General features: G+C 67.4%; 13 protein-coding genes. 9 read left to right on the top strand and 4 right to left on the bottom strand.

The window, feature by feature from the left end; translation table 11 throughout:
- The first annotated feature begins 17 nt into the window (after positions 1–17).
- The 4 genes from NX780_RS17015 (at position 18) to NX780_RS17000 (ending at position 4,782) form a co-directional block, all read left to right on the top strand.
- Positions 18–581: a DNA-3-methyladenine glycosylase I gene (locus NX780_RS17015; protein WP_258829070.1), complete on the top strand. Its 564-nt coding sequence runs from the start codon at positions 18–20 to the stop codon at positions 579–581.
- On the top strand, positions 578–2,233 hold the full coding sequence (gene mnmC1 / locus NX780_RS17010; protein WP_258829069.1) for an FAD-dependent 5-carboxymethylaminomethyl-2-thiouridine(34) oxidoreductase MnmC1: 1,656 nt from the start codon (positions 578–580) through the stop codon (positions 2,231–2,233). Before NX780_RS17015 ends, mnmC1 begins: the two co-directional genes overlap by 4 nt.
- 111 nt (positions 2,234–2,344) lie before the next feature.
- Positions 2,345–3,052: a sensor histidine kinase gene (locus tag NX780_RS17005; protein ID WP_258829068.1), complete on the top strand. Its 708-nt coding sequence runs from the start codon at positions 2,345–2,347 to the stop codon at positions 3,050–3,052.
- Complete coding sequence (locus NX780_RS17000) at positions 3,049–4,782, top strand: tetratricopeptide repeat-containing response regulator (RefSeq protein WP_258829067.1); 1,734 nt, start codon at positions 3,049–3,051, stop codon at positions 4,780–4,782. Before NX780_RS17005 ends, NX780_RS17000 begins: the two co-directional genes overlap by 4 nt.
- Before the next feature lie 5 nt (positions 4,783–4,787).
- On the opposite strand, the gene NX780_RS16995 is transcribed toward NX780_RS17000, so the two are convergent.
- Complete coding sequence (locus tag NX780_RS16995) at positions 4,788–5,696, bottom strand: LysR family transcriptional regulator (protein WP_258829066.1); 909 nt, start codon at positions 5,694–5,696, stop codon at positions 4,788–4,790.
- A 99-nt stretch (positions 5,697–5,795) separates the two neighbouring features.
- Here NX780_RS16995 and NX780_RS16990 point away from each other — a divergent pair, with 99 nt between their 5' ends.
- Positions 5,796–6,662, top strand: coding sequence for an aldo/keto reductase family oxidoreductase (locus tag NX780_RS16990; protein ID WP_258829065.1), 867 nt, complete (start codon positions 5,796–5,798; stop codon positions 6,660–6,662).
- On the opposite strand, the gene NX780_RS16985 is transcribed toward NX780_RS16990, so the two are convergent.
- The gene (locus tag NX780_RS16985) at positions 6,659–9,865 is read right to left on the bottom strand and encodes a patatin-like phospholipase domain-containing protein (protein WP_258829064.1); all 3,207 of its coding nucleotides are present in this window, start codon (positions 9,863–9,865) and stop codon (positions 6,659–6,661) included. The two genes, NX780_RS16990 and NX780_RS16985, sit on opposite strands and share 4 nt — an antisense overlap.
- 225 nt (positions 9,866–10,090) lie before the next feature.
- On the opposite strand from NX780_RS16985, the gene NX780_RS16980 reads away from it, so the two are divergent.
- The gene (locus NX780_RS16980) at positions 10,091–11,632 is read left to right on the top strand and encodes a sensor histidine kinase (RefSeq protein WP_258829063.1); all 1,542 of its coding nucleotides are present in this window, start codon (positions 10,091–10,093) and stop codon (positions 11,630–11,632) included.
- A gap of 6 nt (positions 11,633–11,638) precedes the next feature.
- Here the strand turns inward: NX780_RS16980 and NX780_RS16975 are convergent, their stop codons facing one another.
- Positions 11,639–12,316, bottom strand: coding sequence for a class I SAM-dependent methyltransferase (locus NX780_RS16975; RefSeq protein WP_258829062.1), 678 nt, complete (start codon positions 12,314–12,316; stop codon positions 11,639–11,641).
- A 282-nt stretch (positions 12,317–12,598) separates the two neighbouring features.
- Here NX780_RS16975 and NX780_RS16970 point away from each other — a divergent pair, with 282 nt between their 5' ends.
- On the top strand, positions 12,599–12,826 hold the full coding sequence (locus NX780_RS16970; protein ID WP_258829061.1) for a hypothetical protein: 228 nt from the start codon (positions 12,599–12,601) through the stop codon (positions 12,824–12,826).
- A 55-nt stretch (positions 12,827–12,881) separates the two neighbouring features.
- On the opposite strand, the gene NX780_RS16965 is transcribed toward NX780_RS16970, so the two are convergent.
- Positions 12,882–13,469, bottom strand: coding sequence for a PEP-CTERM sorting domain-containing protein (locus NX780_RS16965; protein WP_258829060.1), 588 nt, complete (start codon positions 13,467–13,469; stop codon positions 12,882–12,884).
- Between the two features lie 486 nt (positions 13,470–13,955).
- On the opposite strand from NX780_RS16965, the gene NX780_RS16960 reads away from it, so the two are divergent.
- Both NX780_RS16960 and NX780_RS16955 read left to right on the top strand, forming a co-directional pair.
- Entirely contained in the window at positions 13,956–16,133 is a 2,178-nt protein-coding gene (locus NX780_RS16960; protein ID WP_258829059.1) for a phosphocholine-specific phospholipase C, read from the top strand.
- 19 nt (positions 16,134–16,152) lie between these two features.
- Entirely contained in the window at positions 16,153–16,833 is a 681-nt protein-coding gene (locus NX780_RS16955; protein WP_258829058.1) for a PEP-CTERM sorting domain-containing protein, read from the top strand.
- Positions 16,834–16,894: the final 61 nt, after the last annotated feature.

The following is a 16,894-nucleotide window of genomic DNA, read 5'->3' as shown; positions in this document are numbered from 1 at the left end:
CAAGTTATACTGCGGGCATGAACCAGACCCGCTGCAGCTGGGCCAATATGGCCAACCCCCGCTACATCGCCTACCACGACCACGAGTGGGGCGTGCCCTGCCACGACGAGACCACGCTGTTCGAGATGCTCAACCTCGAAGGCGCGCAGGCCGGCCTGTCGTGGGAGACCATCCTGAACAAGCGCGACAGCTACCGCGCCGCCTTCGATGGCTGGGACGCCCAAAAAATCGCCCGCTATGACGAGGCCAAGGTGGCCGAACTGCTGGCCAATCCCGGCATCGTGCGCAATCGCCTGAAGGTGGCGGCGGCCATCACCAACGCCAGGGCCTACCTGGCGATGCGCGAGCAGGGGCTCACGCTGGACGCCTATCTGTGGGGCTGGGTCGACGGCAAGCCCATCGTCAGCAGCTGGCCCGACGGCGAGCGCCCTGCGAAGACCGAGCTGTCGGACCGCATCTCGAAAGACTTGTCCAAGCGCGGCTTCAAGTTCGTCGGTTCGACCATCGTCTATGCCTACCTGCAGGGCATCGGCATGGTGAACGACCATGACCGTGCGTGTTTCCGCCACGTCGGGCGATGATCGACTTGCGTGGCCTCTGGCGCGGCCGCGAGCGCTACACGGTGTTCTTCTCGAACCACAGCGACAGCGAGATCGCAGGGCTGCAGGCGGCATGGCATGCCGATCCCGAGCGCAGCGCACGCCTGCACGTCGTCGCCCTCGCGCCGGGCCTGCAGCCGGGTTTTCACCGTATCCCGCAGAGCGACCCGCGCCTGACATTGACCCTGCTGTCCGCGCCGATCGACGCCGCGCTGGCCCAGCTCGGCGCCCAGCCCGACGCGGTCTTCCTGGACGTCGTTGCGGGAAGCGACTTCGCCCGGCCGCTGGCGCGCATCGTCGCCGCCGGCGCGCGGCTGTTCGCACAATCGCTGAACGAAGAACAGCGCGCCGCGCTGCAGGCCCAGGGCTTCGTGTTCGAGGGCGAAGCGGGCCATGCCGTCTTCGCCAGCCGCAAGCCGCGCCTGCCGGTGCCGCCGAGGCCCGAGCGCCGCGCCATCGTGCTCGGCGCCGGCCTGGCCGGATCGAGCGCCTGCGCCAGCCTGTGCGCGCGCGGCTGGGACGTCACCCTGGTCGAGCGCCATGCCCGGCCGGCGATGGAAGCTTCCGGCAACCTGGCCGGCATCTTCATGCCGCTGCTCTCGCGCGACGACAACATCCCGACCCGCCTCACGCGCGCCGCCTACCTCTACGCCCTGCGCGCCTGGGAGCAGTTGGGCGGCATCGGCGCGGCCATCGAAGGCGATGCCTGCGGCGTGCTGCAGCTGGCGCGCGACGCTGGGCATGCTAGCGCCTCGCGCGCCATCGCGGCCGAAGGAAGATTGCCGTCGGAGTTCGCGCGCTGGCTGGAGCCGCCCGAGGCCGAAGCCCTGCTCGGATTGAAGGCGCCGGATGGCGGCTGGCTGTTCCCGCAGGGCGGCTGGGCGCGTCCCGGCAGCGTGTGCGCGGCGCTGCTGGATGCCTGCGGCGCGCGCCTGACGCGCCGCTTCGGCGTGGGCAGCGTGCAGCTCGAACGCATCGACGGCGAATGGCTGGCGCGCGGCGAGGATGGCGGCATCGTCGCCCGGGCGCCGGCCGTGGTCGTGGCCAACGGCGTCGGCGCGCGCAGCCTGGCGCAGTCCGCGGGCTTGCCGCTCTCCAGCCTGCGCGGCCAGGTCACCCACCTGGACAGCGCCAGCCTGCCCGCGCTGCCGCTGGTGCTGTGCCGCGAGGCCTACCTGACGCCGGCGGCAGGCGGCATCGCCTGCGCCGGCGCCACCTACGACCTCGATGCCGACCCGATGCTGCGTGCGGCGAGCCAGCAGGAGAACATCGACAGGCTGCGCAGCCTGGTCTCCGATCCGGCGGCCGCTCAAGGGGCGCCGCTGGCGGGACGGGTGGGCTTCCGCTGCGTGGCCCCGGACCGCCTGCCGCTGGTGGGCCGCCTGCCGGATTTCGCCGCCGCCGGCGCGACCGAGCGCCTGCGCGACGTGCCGCGCCACCCGGGCCTGTTTGCCTTGCTCGGCTACGCTTCGCGCGGCCTGATCTGGGCGCCCTTGGCGGCGGAATTGCTTGTCGCCCAGCTGGAGGGCGAGCCGCTGCCGCTGGAGACGACGCTGGTCGATGCGCTCGACCCGGCGCGATTCGTGCTGCGTGCGCGGCGCAGCAGCCGCATGCCGCAATCCGCAACGGAATAGCACGCCATCTTGTTGTAACTCAGCCATAAGTTACATTCCGTGAGGGGATTGTCAAATGGCCGACGGTATAATTAACGTACGGTAACTTTTCTGGCCCGGCCGGCCCCATCGATGGAAGACTCCCCACAATCGAGCGAGCTGTTCCTGTTCCTCGCGTCCACTGCTCACGACATGAAGAATTCGATCAGCGTCCTGTCCGGCACGCTGGAGCGCCTGCTCGACGGCGCGTCGCCCGAGACCGAGAAGGCGTACGCGCAAATGGCGCAGATGCTGTACCAGACGCGCCGCCTGAACGACAACCTGATGCAGCTGCTGGCGCTGTATAAACGCGTCGGCACGCCCGAATATCCTTTCGACGTGCAGCCGCTCGAGATCGGCCAGCTGGTCGAGCAGGTGGTGGGGATGGAGCGCGTCCTGCTCGCCTCGCGCGGCGTCGAACTCGAACTCGACGTGGACGCGGAGCTGGTCTGGCATTTCGACGAAGACCTGATCGTCGGCGTGGTCTCGCACGCGATCAACAACGCGGTGCACTACACGCGCGACCGCATCCGCCTCCGTGCGCGCGAACGCGACGGCTGGCTGGAGATCCGCGTCGAGGACAACGGCGCCGGCTATCCGCCCTCCCTGCTGGCGGCGGGCGGCGCCGCGATGGACGCGAATGCCAGCGGCGTGAACTTCCTGACCAACAGCGCCGGCCTGGGCCTGCACTTCTCGCGCGAAGTCGCGCGCATGCACCGCCACCGCGACCGTGCGGGCAGCGTGCGCCTCGAAAACGGCGGCGAGCTTGGCGGCGGCTGCTTCATCCTGACCCTGCCATGAACGCGCCCGCCAACTTCATCAGCCCGGCCGCCCCGCTGCCCGCGCCCAGCGCCGTCGAGCAGGTCGACTGGGCCGCCAAGAACTACCTCGTGGTCGATGACTTCATCGGGGTGCGCCAGCTGCTGCGCGAAAGCCTGCGCAGCCTGGGCGCGCGCAATATCGACCAGGCCTCCAGCGGCGGCGAGGCGATGGCCCTGCTGAACAAGACCCGCTACGACGTGGTCCTGTGCGACTACAACCTGGGCGAAGGCAAGAACGGCCAGCAGGTGCTGGAAGAAGCGCGCATCCGCAACCTGCTGCTGCCCTCGAGCGTGTTCCTGATGGTGTCGGCCGAGAAGACCGTCGAATCAGTGATGGGGGCGGCCGAGCACCAGCCGGACGCCTATCTCGTCAAGCCGATCACCGAGGGCGTGCTGCTGACGCGCCTGAACCGCGTCTGGCGCAAGAAGCAGGTGTTCAACCCGATCGACCATGCGTTTGCCGAGAAGGACTACCTGCGCGCCGCGCGCCTGTGCGACGAGCAGATCGCGGCCAACCGCGTCCACGAGATCGACCTGCTGCGCATGAAGGCGCGCCTGATGGAGAAGTGCGGCGAACCCGCCAAGGCGCGCGAGACCTACGAACGCGTGCTGGCCCAGCGCGAATACCAGTGGGCGCGCGCGGGCCTGGCCAGGATCCGCATGGCGGACGGCGACCACGAGCAGGCGCGCCAGATGTTCGCCACCGTGATCGCCGAGAACCGCTACTACATCGACGCCTACGACGGGCTGGCGCAGGCCTACCAGAGCATGGGCAAGCACGAAGAGGCGCTCGGCATCCTGGAGCGCGCCGCCAAGCTCTCGCCCAACTCGGTGCCGCGCCAGCGCAACCTCGGCCAGGCCTGCCTGAAGCTGGGGAACGTGGGCATGGCCGAGAAGGCCTTCCGCAAATGCATCGCGATCGGCGAGTACTCGATCCGCAAGACGCCCGACGCCTACCTGGGCCTGGCGCGCGTATGCGGCCTGAAGAACGACCCGAAGGAGGCGCTGCTGCTGCTGAACGCGGCCCAGCGCGAGTTCTTCGCCGAGCACCCGGACATCGAGCTGCGCGCCAAGATCACCGAAGGCCTGGTCTACCACGAGAGCGGCGACTACCGGCGCGCGCGCAAGGCCGGCGACGAGCTGGAAGCGCTGCTGCAGTCCAATCCCGAGCGTCCGGACGTGACGACCTGCCTCGAGATGGCGACCCTGCTGTTCGCGGTGGGCGTGAAGGAAGCGCCGGTGGACCTGCTGTGCTACGTGATCCGCAACAACCACGACAACGTGCTGCTGCAGGACGAGGTGCAGAAGATCTTCGAGAAGGCGCGCATGGGCGACGAGGGCGAGGCCCTGATCCGCAAGGCGCGCAAGGAAGCGGTGGACCTGATGAACCAGGGCGTGCTGCTGTGGAAGACCAACAAGCTGCCCGAGGCGGTCGAATGGATGAGGAATGCCCGCGCCGCGCTGCCGCACAATGTGCGCATCCTGTTCAATTCGGCGCAGATCCTGGTCTCGTGCATGCAGCAGCGCGGCTTCAGCGTCCTGCTGTCGGACGAGGCGCATGCCGTGCTGGCGCAGGCGGACCGCCTGGCGCCCGGCCAGCAGCGTTTCGCGCAGCTGATCGAGCAGCTGCTGGCGCTGGCGCCGAAGGTGGAGGAGGCGCCGAAGGATGTTTCGCCGCACGAGCCGCCTGGAGAGGCGGCTGCCGCGTAAGCATCCTATCGCGCGCTTTCCTCTTTCTTGATGAAGTCCACGAAGGCGCGTAAGGGAGCCGGCAGCAGCTTGCGGCCTGCGTAATACAGATACGGCCCCGAAAACCGCGGCCACCATGCCTCCAGCACCGGCGCCAGCTCGCCACGTTCGATATAGGGCCGCAGCCAATCTTCGAATAGGTAGACGATGCCGGTGCCCGCTACCGCCGCGTCGACCGCCAGATCGACCGCGCCGCCGATCTGCACGAGCAGGGGCCCGGACGGGTTCACACTCAGGCGCTCGCCATCGCGCTCGAACTCCCAGGCGATCGCGGCTCCACTGGGGAAGCGCCCGCGCAGGCAGGCATGCTGCAGCAGATCGCGCGGGTGATCCGGACGGCCGCGCCGCGCCAGGTAGTCTGGCGAGGCAGCCGCCGCGAAACGCTGCACGCGCGGACCGATCGGCACCGCTACCATGTCCTGCTCCAGCCGCTCCTCGTAGCGGATGCCGGCGTCGCAGCCGGCCGCCAGCACGTCGACGAAACTCTCCTCGGCGGTGACTTCCAGCGTGATCTCCGGGTAGGCGGCCAGGAAGCGCGGGACGATGGAGGGCAGCACCAGGCGGGCGGCGCTCATCGGCACGTTCAGGCGCAAGGTGCCCGCCGGGGTGTCGCGAAAGCCGTTGACCACGTCCAGGGCCTTGTCGACTTCGCTCAGCACCGGATCGAGGCGCGCGAGCAGGCTGCGGCCCGCCTCGGTGGGCACGACGCTGCGGGTCGTCCGGTTCAGCAGGCGCACGCCGAGACGGGCTTCCAGCCGGCGCACGGCGTCGGAAAGGCCCGAGGCGCTGCTGTCGTTCAGGCGCGCCGCGTCGCGAAAGCCGCCGGCCCGCGCCACCGCCACGAAGGCGGATAAATCGCCGAGGTCGATCTTCATTGTTCGATTTTCCGTACAAGTTGTCCAGTGCAACCTGGATTGTATGTCCGGGCGCGCGGACGTATCGTTGTTGCACCAAACTACTTGAGGAGAACAGCAATGACCACCATCGACCAGGCAGGCAGCTATCGTCTCGGTTCGCGCGAAGTACGCCGCCTCGGCTACGGCGCCATGCAGCTGGCCGGCCCGGGCGTCTTCGGCCCTCCGCCGGACCGCGACGCGGCGCTTGCCGTGCTGCGCGAAGCGCTGCTGCTCGGCGTCGACCACATCGATACCTCGGATTTCTACGGTCCGCACGTCACCAACCAGCTGATCCGCGCAGCGTTGCACCCCTACCGGGAGGGCCTCACGATCGTCACCAAGATCGGCGCGCGGCGCGACGAGCAGGGAAACTGGCTGCTGGCGGATTCGCCGCAAGAGCTGGAACAGGCCGTCCACGACAACCTGCGCAACCTGGGCCTGGAACGGCTGGACGTGGTGAACTTCCGCGCCATGTTCGACGTACACGGACCGGCGGAGGGATCGATCGCCGCACAGGTCGAAGCCCTGGCCGGACTACGCGAGCGCGGGCTGGTGAAGCACATTGGCCTGAGCAACGTCACGATGGCCCAGCTCGAGGAGGCGCAACGCATCGTGCCGGTCGCCTGCGTGCAGAACATGTACAACCTGGTGCACCGCCAGGACGACGCCATGATCGACGCGCTGGCGCGCCAGGGCATCGCCTACGTGCCTTTCTTCCCGCTGGGCGGCTTCTCGCCGCTGCAGTCGGACAGCCTGTCGGTACTCGCACGGCGGCTGGGCGCGACGCCAATGCAGGTGGCGATTGCCTGGCTGCTGCAGCGCTCGCCCAACATCCTCCTGATCCCCGGCACCAAGTCGATCACCCACCTGCGCGAGAACCTGGCGGCCGGCAGCCTGGTGCTGGACGAGGAAGCGCTTGCGGCGCTGGAGAAGATCGGCCGCTAGCGGCAGCCTTCGCGCACGCCCGGGCGGTCGGCTGGAAGCGGGGCGCCGTCCCGGGGCCCATGCCGGCGCCACAACTGCGCGCACAGCGCGTCGACGTCGAAGCCGCCTTCGCGCGCCCGTGTGGCATCGGCTGCCGGACCGAGGGCGCAGTCGGCGATGTACTGGCCGAGCGCCCGGTAGCTCTCGAACTGGGTCTCGTCGAACCATTGGTCCACCGAGCTCTCGTGCGGATAGGCGGGGTGCACCTTGCGGTAGTTGAGCAGGTCGGCGTTCTCGCTTCCCACGATGGCCGGCTTCAGGTAGAGCAGGGTGCCGTCGACGCCGCCCGCGTCGACCTGGCTGTAGCGCACCGTGCCGACCGCGCAGCTGGCGCCGCACAGCCCCTCGCCGCCGCGCTGGGCGAGCTTGCCGACGTCGAGATCGATGCGCACGTGCAGGTCGGTGGCGCATTTGCGGATCGCGTTGCCGAGGTCTTCGAAGGAGAACAGGCCGTCGCTGGCCCCGTCCACGGCGACGATCAGGCGGCAGCGCCGCCGTACCAGTTCGTAGATCCCGAGATTGTCGAAGTGGCCGCCATCCGACAGGTAGACGTAGCTGGCGTCGGCATTGGTCAGGCCGAACAGTTCGGCGAGAAGGCTGAACAGGCCGACCGGCGGCGAGGACTGCTGCCAGGCTTGCCTGCGTGGATTCGGGCACCAGCGCCCGAGGCGCACATTGAACATCGTCATCAGGAAGTTCAGCGGGGGCGAGGAGTGCGCGCCCATGTTCGGGCTGGCCGCCGCGCCGGACACGGCGATCGCCATCCCGAGCCGCACGCCGGCGTCGTCGTCGGCCCCGGTTCCCGAGCGCGAGCCGTAGTCGCTGGTGGCCCGGTAGCAGCCGCGCGCAGCTTCGCTGCCGGCGGACTGTGGCGGCAGCTCGAAGCCGCAGTGGCGCGGCGTGAAGGTGAAGGAGGCCGCCTTGCGGGTGCGCCAGGCCAGTTCTTCGCCGCCGACCAGGTTGAGGGAGGTGTTGATGATGTGGCAGGGGCGCTGCTGCTTCAGGTCGGCCAGCAGCGGATCGTCGCCCGGATCGAAGCCGGTGAAGGGATGGGGCTTTCTCGCGCGGTTGCTGGCGCCGAAGTAGGCGCGCACCAGGCGGTTCCGGTACATCATGTAGAGTGAAAACTTGTTGATGTCCACGCGCCAGCCGAGCAGCAGGGCGGCCACCGTGAAGCCGGCGAAGGCCGTGGCCAGGCGCGCGCCGCTGGTCTCCAGGGTGGCGCTGGCGTGCAGGCCGTAGACGCAGGTGAGCGTGACGGGGGCGGGGCAGGCGAGCCGCGGCGGCGCCACCACCCACTGCACGAAGGCGCCCAGCAGGGCGAACACGCCGGCCGTGAACACATAGGGAGCAAGGCGCGCGCACAAGTCGAGGCGCCAGTCGGAGCTGCGCGAACCTGTGGCGCTGCTGCTGCCGGCCTTCAGGCCGAACCAGGTGACGAACAGCCAGCTGGCGAAGGTGCTGATGGTGGACCAGGGTTCGAAGGTAAGCCAGGCCCAGTGCAGCAGCGGCGACAGGAAGAAGGCGACACCGAACATCGTGACCCAGGCCAGCGCGAAGATCCAGGTCCAGGCGCCCTGGCGGCTCCACCATTCGCGGCTGGCGTCGCTGTACATGCGGCCGATCAGGCCGATCATCAGCGTCATGGTGCCGGCGAACAGCGCCATCATGAGCGGCATGCCGAAGGTCGTGAGGGCGATCGCATTGTTCAGCACCGGATGGGTGCTGGGGTCGGGCAGCAGGGCCAGGCCACCCAGCAGCAGCACCGTACCGAGGGTGAGGGCGCCGACCGCGCACAGCAGGTGCGAGAGGCCTTCGAGCACCTCGAGGCGGCTCACGTCGGCCGGCGGACGGTGCGGCTGCAGGCGGTGCATGACGGCCAGGGCGATGGCGCACAGCACCAGCACGGCGGAGAGCGACAGCAGGCCGTTGACGATATGTTCGGCGCTCTCGCGCGACATCAGCTGCACCATCATCTCGGGCGCGAAGGCGCGCACGGACGCGCACAGCACCGCCAGCACCGCCACCAGCGCCGCCGTGCACAGGGTGTAGCCGGCGCGCCGGTAGACGCTGATGCGGTCGTGCGCCATATACCAGCCGCAGGCCCATACCACGAAGTAGACGAAGCCCGGCGCCAGCAGCCAGTGCGCGCGTCCCTGCAGCTCGGCCGGCAGAGCGCCCAGCTCCCAGAACGGCGCCATGCCGCCGTGGCGCCATAGCCCGACGCTGCCGAGGAAGCCGGCCAGCAGCAGCGGCAGGTTGATCCACCAGAGCACGGCGCCCTGCGACAGCGGAAAGCGCCGCAGCCCGCGCGAGCCGGACGGTTTGCTCGAGATGCTCAGGGCGATGCAGAACACGGCCGCCAGGAACAGCAGGATGCCGAACATCCAGGCCAGGTCGGCGTAGGCGGCCCAGGCCCCGCCGGGCCCCACGATGCGGTGCACCGCCCACACGCAGGCGCGCGGGAGCAGCAGCAGGGCGCACAGCCAGGCCACCAGCATGGTCAGGTTCAGGCCCGTATTGCGCACATAGGTGCCGATCAGGGTCCAGGTGTCGGCGCTGAACATGCCGCCGCGCGGGGACAGGTAATTGCTGTACTGGCGCAGGAAGCGGATCGCCGGCGCCTCGGCGGTGCCGGCGGGCGGGGCCAGCAGCGCCTCGACCTTCCCGACGTCGCCGCCCTGCTCGTGGATGCACTTTGACAGCCAGCCGCCGATGAAGCCGCCGCCGGAGACGGTGGAGAGGTAGTCGAGGTGGCGCAGCAGCTTGTGGCCGGCCATGGCCTGCAGCACGCCGAGGCCGAAGGTGGCGCTGCGCACGCCGCCGCCGGACAGGGCCAGGCCCACCAGGCCGGCCCCGTGGGCGCGCATGGATGGTTCGTCGGCCTCGGCGCGCGTTTCCGGCTGCGGCCGCAGCAGGTCGAGTTCGTCGCGGAAGATGTCGCCGAAGGTGGCGCCGCTGACCTCGTCCAGGCGGCGCAGGGTCTGCGCGTCGAGCACGCCGCGCCCGGCGATGCCCTGGCGCCGGCGGAATTCGACGATGGCCTCGGACAGTTCGCCCAGGGTACAGGCCTGGGGCGGCGGACGGCAGCCGGCCGCTTTCAGCTTGCGGCGCAGGTCGGCAATCCGGGAGGGCGTCAGGTTGGCGGCGTTGAAGGGGGGCACGCGTACTCCTGCTGGCTTGAGAAACGGCAGACGCCGCTTCTGTTGAACCAGTTCAGCACGCTACCTGAGAGCGCGCCAGCGATTGCATCAAGGTGCAGCGGGAGAATGGCGTTCTAAATGCCGAAGAGAAACTACAACGTCTGGAATCAAAGGAATCTTGTCGAACATGCATGTCGTCTATGATATGCAGACTGATTCAACATCATTTCATGGATGTCCGAGGTAGTGAACAAGACAGCGAAGCACAATCTGCCTGTTCTGGTCGCATGGGTGTGTACGTGCATCGGCGCGGCCAGCATGCTGGGGTGGCTGGTCGACCTGCAAAGGCTGACGTCGGTCATTCCCGGCCTGCCGGCAATGGTGCCGATGACGACGGTGCTGACCCTGGTCGCTAGCTGGGCGCTGTGGCGGTGCCAGCGGGGAAGCCGCCGGGAAGCGGGGCTGCCGCAGGCCCTGGCGCTGACCGCGGCCGCGGCGGCGATACTGGCCGCCTATGGCGCCGAACGGCTCGGCATGCTGGACGCGCCGCTGGTGCGCGCGGGCGTCCGGGGCATCTCCTCGCCGATCACGGCCACCATGTTCCTCGGCATCGGCCTCAGCCTGGCAGGCCTGTCCAGGCCGCGCTTCATCCTGCATGCGCAGTGGCTGGCGCTGGCCGTGCTGTTCCTGTCCCTGCTGACGCTTGCCAGCTACCTGTTCCAGGAAACCTCGCTCTATAACTTCTTGCCGGGTACGGGCATCTCGATTCCGACCTCGCTGGTGTCGATCATGCTGTCGGCCGCCTGTCTTGCCGCGCGGCCGGAGGAAGGCCTCATGGCGGCCGTGTCCGGCCCGACGACCGCGGCGCGGGCCGCGCGGCGCCTGCTGGTGTCGGCGGTCGCGATGCCGGTCCTGGCCGGTGCGGCGCTGTGGGCGGCGCTGCGTGTCGGGCTCGTCGATACCGATACCGGCATTGCGCTCCTGGTCTGGAGCATCGTCGCCTTCCTCGTCGTCAGCACCTGGCACAATGCCATGCGCCTGAGCCGGGCCGGCGCGGCGCTCGAAGACGCCTTGCAGGCCCTGCGCGAAGCCGACGCCAACAAGGACCGTTTCCTGGCGGTGCTTGCGCACGAGTTGCGCAATCCGCTGGCGCCGCTGCGCACCGCCGCCGACCTGCTGCGCCTGCCCGCCGGCGTCGACGCGGCGCAGCAGCGCCGCACCGGCGACATCGTGGCGCGCCAGGTCGACACCATCAGCCACCTGATCGAGGACCTGCTCGACGTCTCGCGCATCCGGCAGGGCCTGATCGCCATCGAACACCAGCCTGTCGACCTGCACAAGGTGGCCGGCGACGCGATCGAGCAGACCCGGCCCGGGATGACGCAGCGCCGCCATCGCCTGCATGCCGAGCTGCCCGCGGAACATGCGCTCGTGATGGGAGACCACAAGCGGCTGGTGCAGGTCCTCACCAATCTGCTGGTGAATGCGGCCAGGTACACGCCGGAGGGCGGCGAGATCACGGTGGCCCTGCATGTCCGGCCGGGCCATGCCGACATCGTCGTGCGGGACAATGGCATCGGCATCGACGCCGCCATGCTGGAGCGCATTTTTGATTCGTTCACGCAGGCAGCGCGCAACCCCGAGCGTGGCGAAGGCGGCCTCGGACTCGGTCTGTCGCTCGTCAAGCGCCTGGTGGAATTGCACAACGGTACTGTGAGCGCCAGAAGTGCCGGCGCGGGCCAGGGCAGCACGTTCACCGTGACCCTGCCGCGCCGCGCCGGTGCCTGAGCAGCCTCAGGGCTTGTAGGCGACCCAGCCGCGGAAGCCGAGCCCGGCGTAGAACAGCGACACATCCATGAAGCCGGCCTGTCGCAGCATGTCCTCTTCTTCCTCGGGCGCAAGGATGGTGAGCCTGGTGGCGATCGCTTCCCGCGCCTGCCTCAACTGGGCCGGGTCGGCATCCGGCGCCGCGGCGTAGCCGACGTGGCGCGCGATCCACTGCGATCGCTCCGGTTCGGTTTGCGGGAAGCTGATGTGGGCAAGCAGGAGGGCGGCGCCGGGCTTGAGACGGTGGTGGATGTGCGCGAGCGTGGCGAGGCGCTGCTCGCGCGGAATGAAGTGGAAGGTCAGCAGGGCGGTGGCGCCGTCATAGGGGCCGTCCGGGGCGCTGTCGATATAGCCTTCGACCAAACGGATGCGTGCGGCGTGCCCGGCGACCGTTTGCCGGGCGAGGCGCAGCATGTCGGGCGACGGGTCGATGCCGTCGAAGGCCCATCCGGGATGCGCTTCGGCCAGTGCCTTGAGCTCGAGGCCGCCGCCGGCGCCGAGCACCAGGATGCGGCCCGCACCGGGCGCCCGCTCCGCCAGCAGCATGCTCACCATGCGGTGCAGGCTGTCGAAGCCGGGCACCTGGCGTGGCGGCCGCTCGGCGTAGGAGGCGGCGTGTTCCTTCTGGAAGAAGGTGTTTGTCATCGTCTATCCTTTCGCAATATACGTAACTCATTATGTTACATAAGAGCGCATACGGCAAACCTCGGGAAAGTCGAAGTGATCGACAGCGACGCTGAGGCTCGGCTATAGTGGCGATCCCCCGCGTGCATCGTGGCATTAAATGCAAGCGCAAAAGTGTGCAAGATCAAACCTGCAACTTTTGCGATTTAGCTACGAAACCATCCACTTAGGAAGAACTCTTAAGAAATCACTTTAAGTACATACTGGGCTCTGCTAGCATCCTTCGCTCGCATGGAGGAAGGCATGGCTGAGCAGAGCAGAGACGATGCACGAACCGACGTCACGACCGCAAACTTTGTGGAAGAAGGGCTGAAGCTGTGTAACCGGTATGGCTTGCATCCGGCCTTGCTGTTCATGGAGGAGGTGGGGGTGCCGCGGCCGGTCGCGCTGCGAGTGCTGTGCTCGCCGAACCATTACCGCAAGCAGGATCGCCGGCGTATGCCGAGGCCGGCCAGGTCGTGCGCGGCCTAAGGCCGCCGGTGATGGCGCCGCCCGGACGGGAACCCGACCCGGAGCGGCGCGCCAATCAGTTTCGCCGGCGCAGGCGCTGCACGAGAACGCCGCCCGCGCCTATGAACATGAGCCACAGCGAACCCGGTACCGGGACGGGGTTGGGAATGATCTCCGCCTTGAGGCCGCCCCCGTAGAGCCAATCCGTTTCATGGACACCCGCGCCCCCTGCGCCCAGGGCGGTGACTGCGGACCAGAAGTCGGTGGATGGCATGCCGTTCGGATCTTCCCACGTCTGCGGGACCATGTCGAATGAAAACAAGCTGCGTTCGACAGCGCCGTTTTCTTCATCGAGCATCATTTTCCAGCTCATCCAATCCTGCCCCATCCCATCGTCGAATTCACGGTGGAAGTCGCCGGTTCCTACAAGGGAAAAGCGGAGTTCCGGCCGGTTCACCTGGCTGACCGTCATGACGAAGGATGTGATCGCACCTCGGAACAGTCCGCTGTTCGTGCCAGCGTCGGTATCGGTAATGGAAGGGTCGTAGATGAGACTGAACGTACCTCTTTCCACATGGTCGGCTGTAGGACAGGATTGCTCGAATCCGCCGTTGCCCGTCCAGCAAGAGAATCCTACCTGGCCGGTGAGCTCGATCAGTCCCATGGGCCCAGCCCAACTTTGCGCCGCGGCGAGGGCGAGGATCACACTGCCGGCACTACGAACGAATAATGATCTCAGCCTCACACTACACTCCTCGGAAACGCACTCGTTTCTTTATTGAAAAATAGATTGTCTTTGAATTAATTGTTCTGCAGCTTAGATATTGCAACGCTACAAAATCCAAGAACGTGAAGAATTCACTTTCTTGCGATACATTGTCCAGTTACAAGCATTTTTGTTCAAGCTTAATCGTTACATCTACGACACAACTTTTAAAAAAGAGCGGCATTGGAAACCATGCGCTGCTGCTAATGAGTATTTCTTTCGAGTAAATAAATGGGCAGGAAAGAATTAACCTGTCATCAACTTTTCATTCTTCTTCCCTAAGCTGATCCACGTTGGACCGCAGTTCTGCTGTTTCCCACAACCGACCTGGATCAATCACATGCAGATTTTCGATTTCGCGTTTCCACGCACGAAGGAGCACGCATGAGCCGTCGCGACTTCCTTCGCACCATGGGCAAGACGGGCGGCGCGAGCGCCGTACTTGCGACATTTCCGCCATCCATACAGAAAGCGCTGGCCCTGCCGGCCAACCAGCGCACCCGCAGCCTGCAGGACGTCGAGCACATCGTCGTGCTGACGCAGGAGAATCGCAGCTTCGACCACTATTTCGGCACGCTGGAAGGCGTACGCGGATTCGGGGACCCTTTCCCCATCCCCGTGATGGACCGGCAGAACCTCATCAACCGCAAGACGGTCTTCGTGCAGCGGACCGTCGGCGGCGCCCCGGTGCCCGGCCGGCCCAACTGGCCGCAGAGCCGCGCCATCGCGCCGTTCCGGCTCAATACGGTGCAGGACTTCCCGGTCATGCGCGTGGCCGGCACGCCGCACGCCTGGCTGGACGCGCAGCTTGCCTGGGACCACGGCCGCATGAACGACTGGTGCACGATCAAGCAGAACCATTCGATGGGCTACTACGCCGAGGCCGACATTCCCTTCCAGTTCGCGCTGGCGCGCGCCTTCACGATCTGCGACCACTACCACTGCGCTACCCAGAGCGGCACCAATACGAACCGCCTGTTCCTGTTCAGCGGCCACAACGACCCGCTGGCCGTGGCGGGCGGCCCGTCGACCGACAACAGCCGCGACAACTTCAACCCGGACATGTCCACCGACTACCTGTGGACCACCTACCCGGAGCGCCTGGAGGCGGCGGGCGTCAGCTGGCAGGTCTACCAGAACATGGCGGACAACTTCACCGACAACTCCCTGGCGGGCTTCCGCTCTTTCCGCAACGCCTGGTACCGGCGTCCGGGCCATTCGCCCTCCCTGCGTGAGCGCGGTGTCAGCACGCGCGACCTGGACCTGCTGAAGGCGGACGTGCTGGCGAACCGCCTGCCGCAGGTGAGCTGGGTCGTCGCCACGGCGGAAGGGTCGGAGCACCCCGGCCCGTCGAGTCCCGCTTCCGGCGCCGACTACATCGCGCGCGTGCTGGATGCCTTGACCGCCAATCCCGAGAGCTGGAGCAAGACGGTCCTGTTGGTCAACTTCGACGAGAACGACGGCTTCTTCGACCACATGCCGCCGCCGGCGGTCCCGGCCTACACGAGCTACAACGGCAATCCGGCCCAGTCCCAGCTCGCGGGCGCATCGACCGTCGACACGACCGGCGAGTATCACCACGTCCTCAACGGCGCCGATGCGCGCACCCTGCACCGCCCCTACGGACTCGGTCCGCGCGTGCCGATGTACGTCATCTCGCCCTGGTCCAAGGGCGGCTGGGTGAACTCGCAGGTCTTCGACCACACCTCGGTGGTGCGCTTCATCGAGGCGCGTTTCGGCGTGCGCGAGCCGCTCATCAGCCCATGGCGTCGCGCGGTGAGCGGGAACCTGCTGAGCTGTTTCGACTTCGTGAACCCGAACGACAGCGGTTTCAAGCAGCTGCTGCCGGAAACGGCCGCGCGCCGCGCGTTGGCGTTGAGCCTGCCCAATACCAAGGTGCCTGCGACGCCGGCCACCCTGGCGGCGCCGGTGCAGGCGGCCGGCGTGCGCCCGGCCCGTGCGCTGCCCTACGAACTGCAGGTCCAGGCCCAGGTGCCGGTCGGTAGCGGCCAGGTGGAGCTCACCTTCGAGAACGCTGGTGAAGCGGGGGCGGTGTTCCACGTGTACGACCGCCTGGCGCTGGCGCAGGTCCCGCGGCGCTACACCGTGGAAGCGGGCAAGCAGCTCAAAGGCCGCTGGGCCAGCAGCGCGGCCTACGACCTCTGGATCCTGGGGCCGAACGGCTTTCACCGTCACATCGTCGGCGACGTGCGCCAGGCGAGCAGCGTCGTGTCGCCGGAGATGATCCTGCGCGCCGACCGCAGGGCAGGGGAGCTGGTGATCGAGCTCGTGAACAATGGCGGACAGCCCTGCACCTTCCAGCTCGCGGCCAACAAGTACTACGCGAGCCGGCCGTCGGAAGTGCGCGTCGTCGCGCGTTCGAGGAGCACGATCCGCCTGCCGCTGGCGTCGAGCCGCAACTGGTACGACTACAGCCTGCGCGTGATCGGCTTGCCCGGCTGGCTGCGCCGCTTTGCCGGCCACCTGGAAAACGGCTTGCCGTCGATCAGCGACCCGGCGATGCAGGGCCCGGCCCAGCTCGACCAGTACCGCGTCGTTTGAACCTTACAAGGAGCGTTTCATGAAGTGTCGATTGATCCTTGCCGCGGCCCTGTTCGCCGTGGCGTGCGGCAGCCAGGCCGGCGTCCTCTATGGCAGCAACCTGGTCGTCAATGGCGATGCCGAGGCAGGCGTGACCGGGTGGACCGGCTACGAGGGCTACAACATGTTCCAGTCGGTGGACTATGGCAGCAACTGGGTCTTGCCTACTCAGCCTGGGCCGGTGGACCGGGGCAGCAAGATGTTCGCCGGCTTTGGCCAGTATGCGGCGGCCTACCAGACCCTGGACTTCGGCTTGACGACCACGCGCCAGACTTCCTATTCCCTGAGCGGCTGGCTCGGCGGCTGGAGCAACCAGGGCGATAACGCGCTGTTCTATGTGCAGTTTCTCGATGAGTTCGACAACGAGATCGGCAACTCCGCGCTCGGGCCCGTGACGCCGCAGGATCGCAATAACCAGACGGGGCTGTTCTATCGTGAAGCCGATGGCTTCGTGCCGGCTGGCACCCGCAAGCTGTCGTTCTGGCTGTCGATGGAGCGTCTTGTTTCAGGCGACAACGATGGCTATGCGGATAATCTGTCGTTTGTTCTCGAAGAACCGTCCAATGACGTCCCGGAGCCTGGAATGGGAGCGACCTTCCTGTTGGGGTTGGGCATGCTGGGGTGGGCGCGCCGCCGCAGGAAACCGGATCACGTGAGCTGACCGCATGCCGGCATGGCGACAGGCAGAAGTAGTCAGGCCTGTCGCCCCGTCTGCTGCCAGG

Origin of the sequence: Massilia agri, from assembly GCF_024753255.1 — a bacterium.
Classification (GTDB): Bacteria; Pseudomonadota; Gammaproteobacteria; order Burkholderiales; family Burkholderiaceae_D; genus Telluria; species Telluria agri.
The sequence above is the reverse complement of the archived record's forward strand: the minus strand, read 5'-3'. Positions and strand labels throughout refer to the sequence as shown.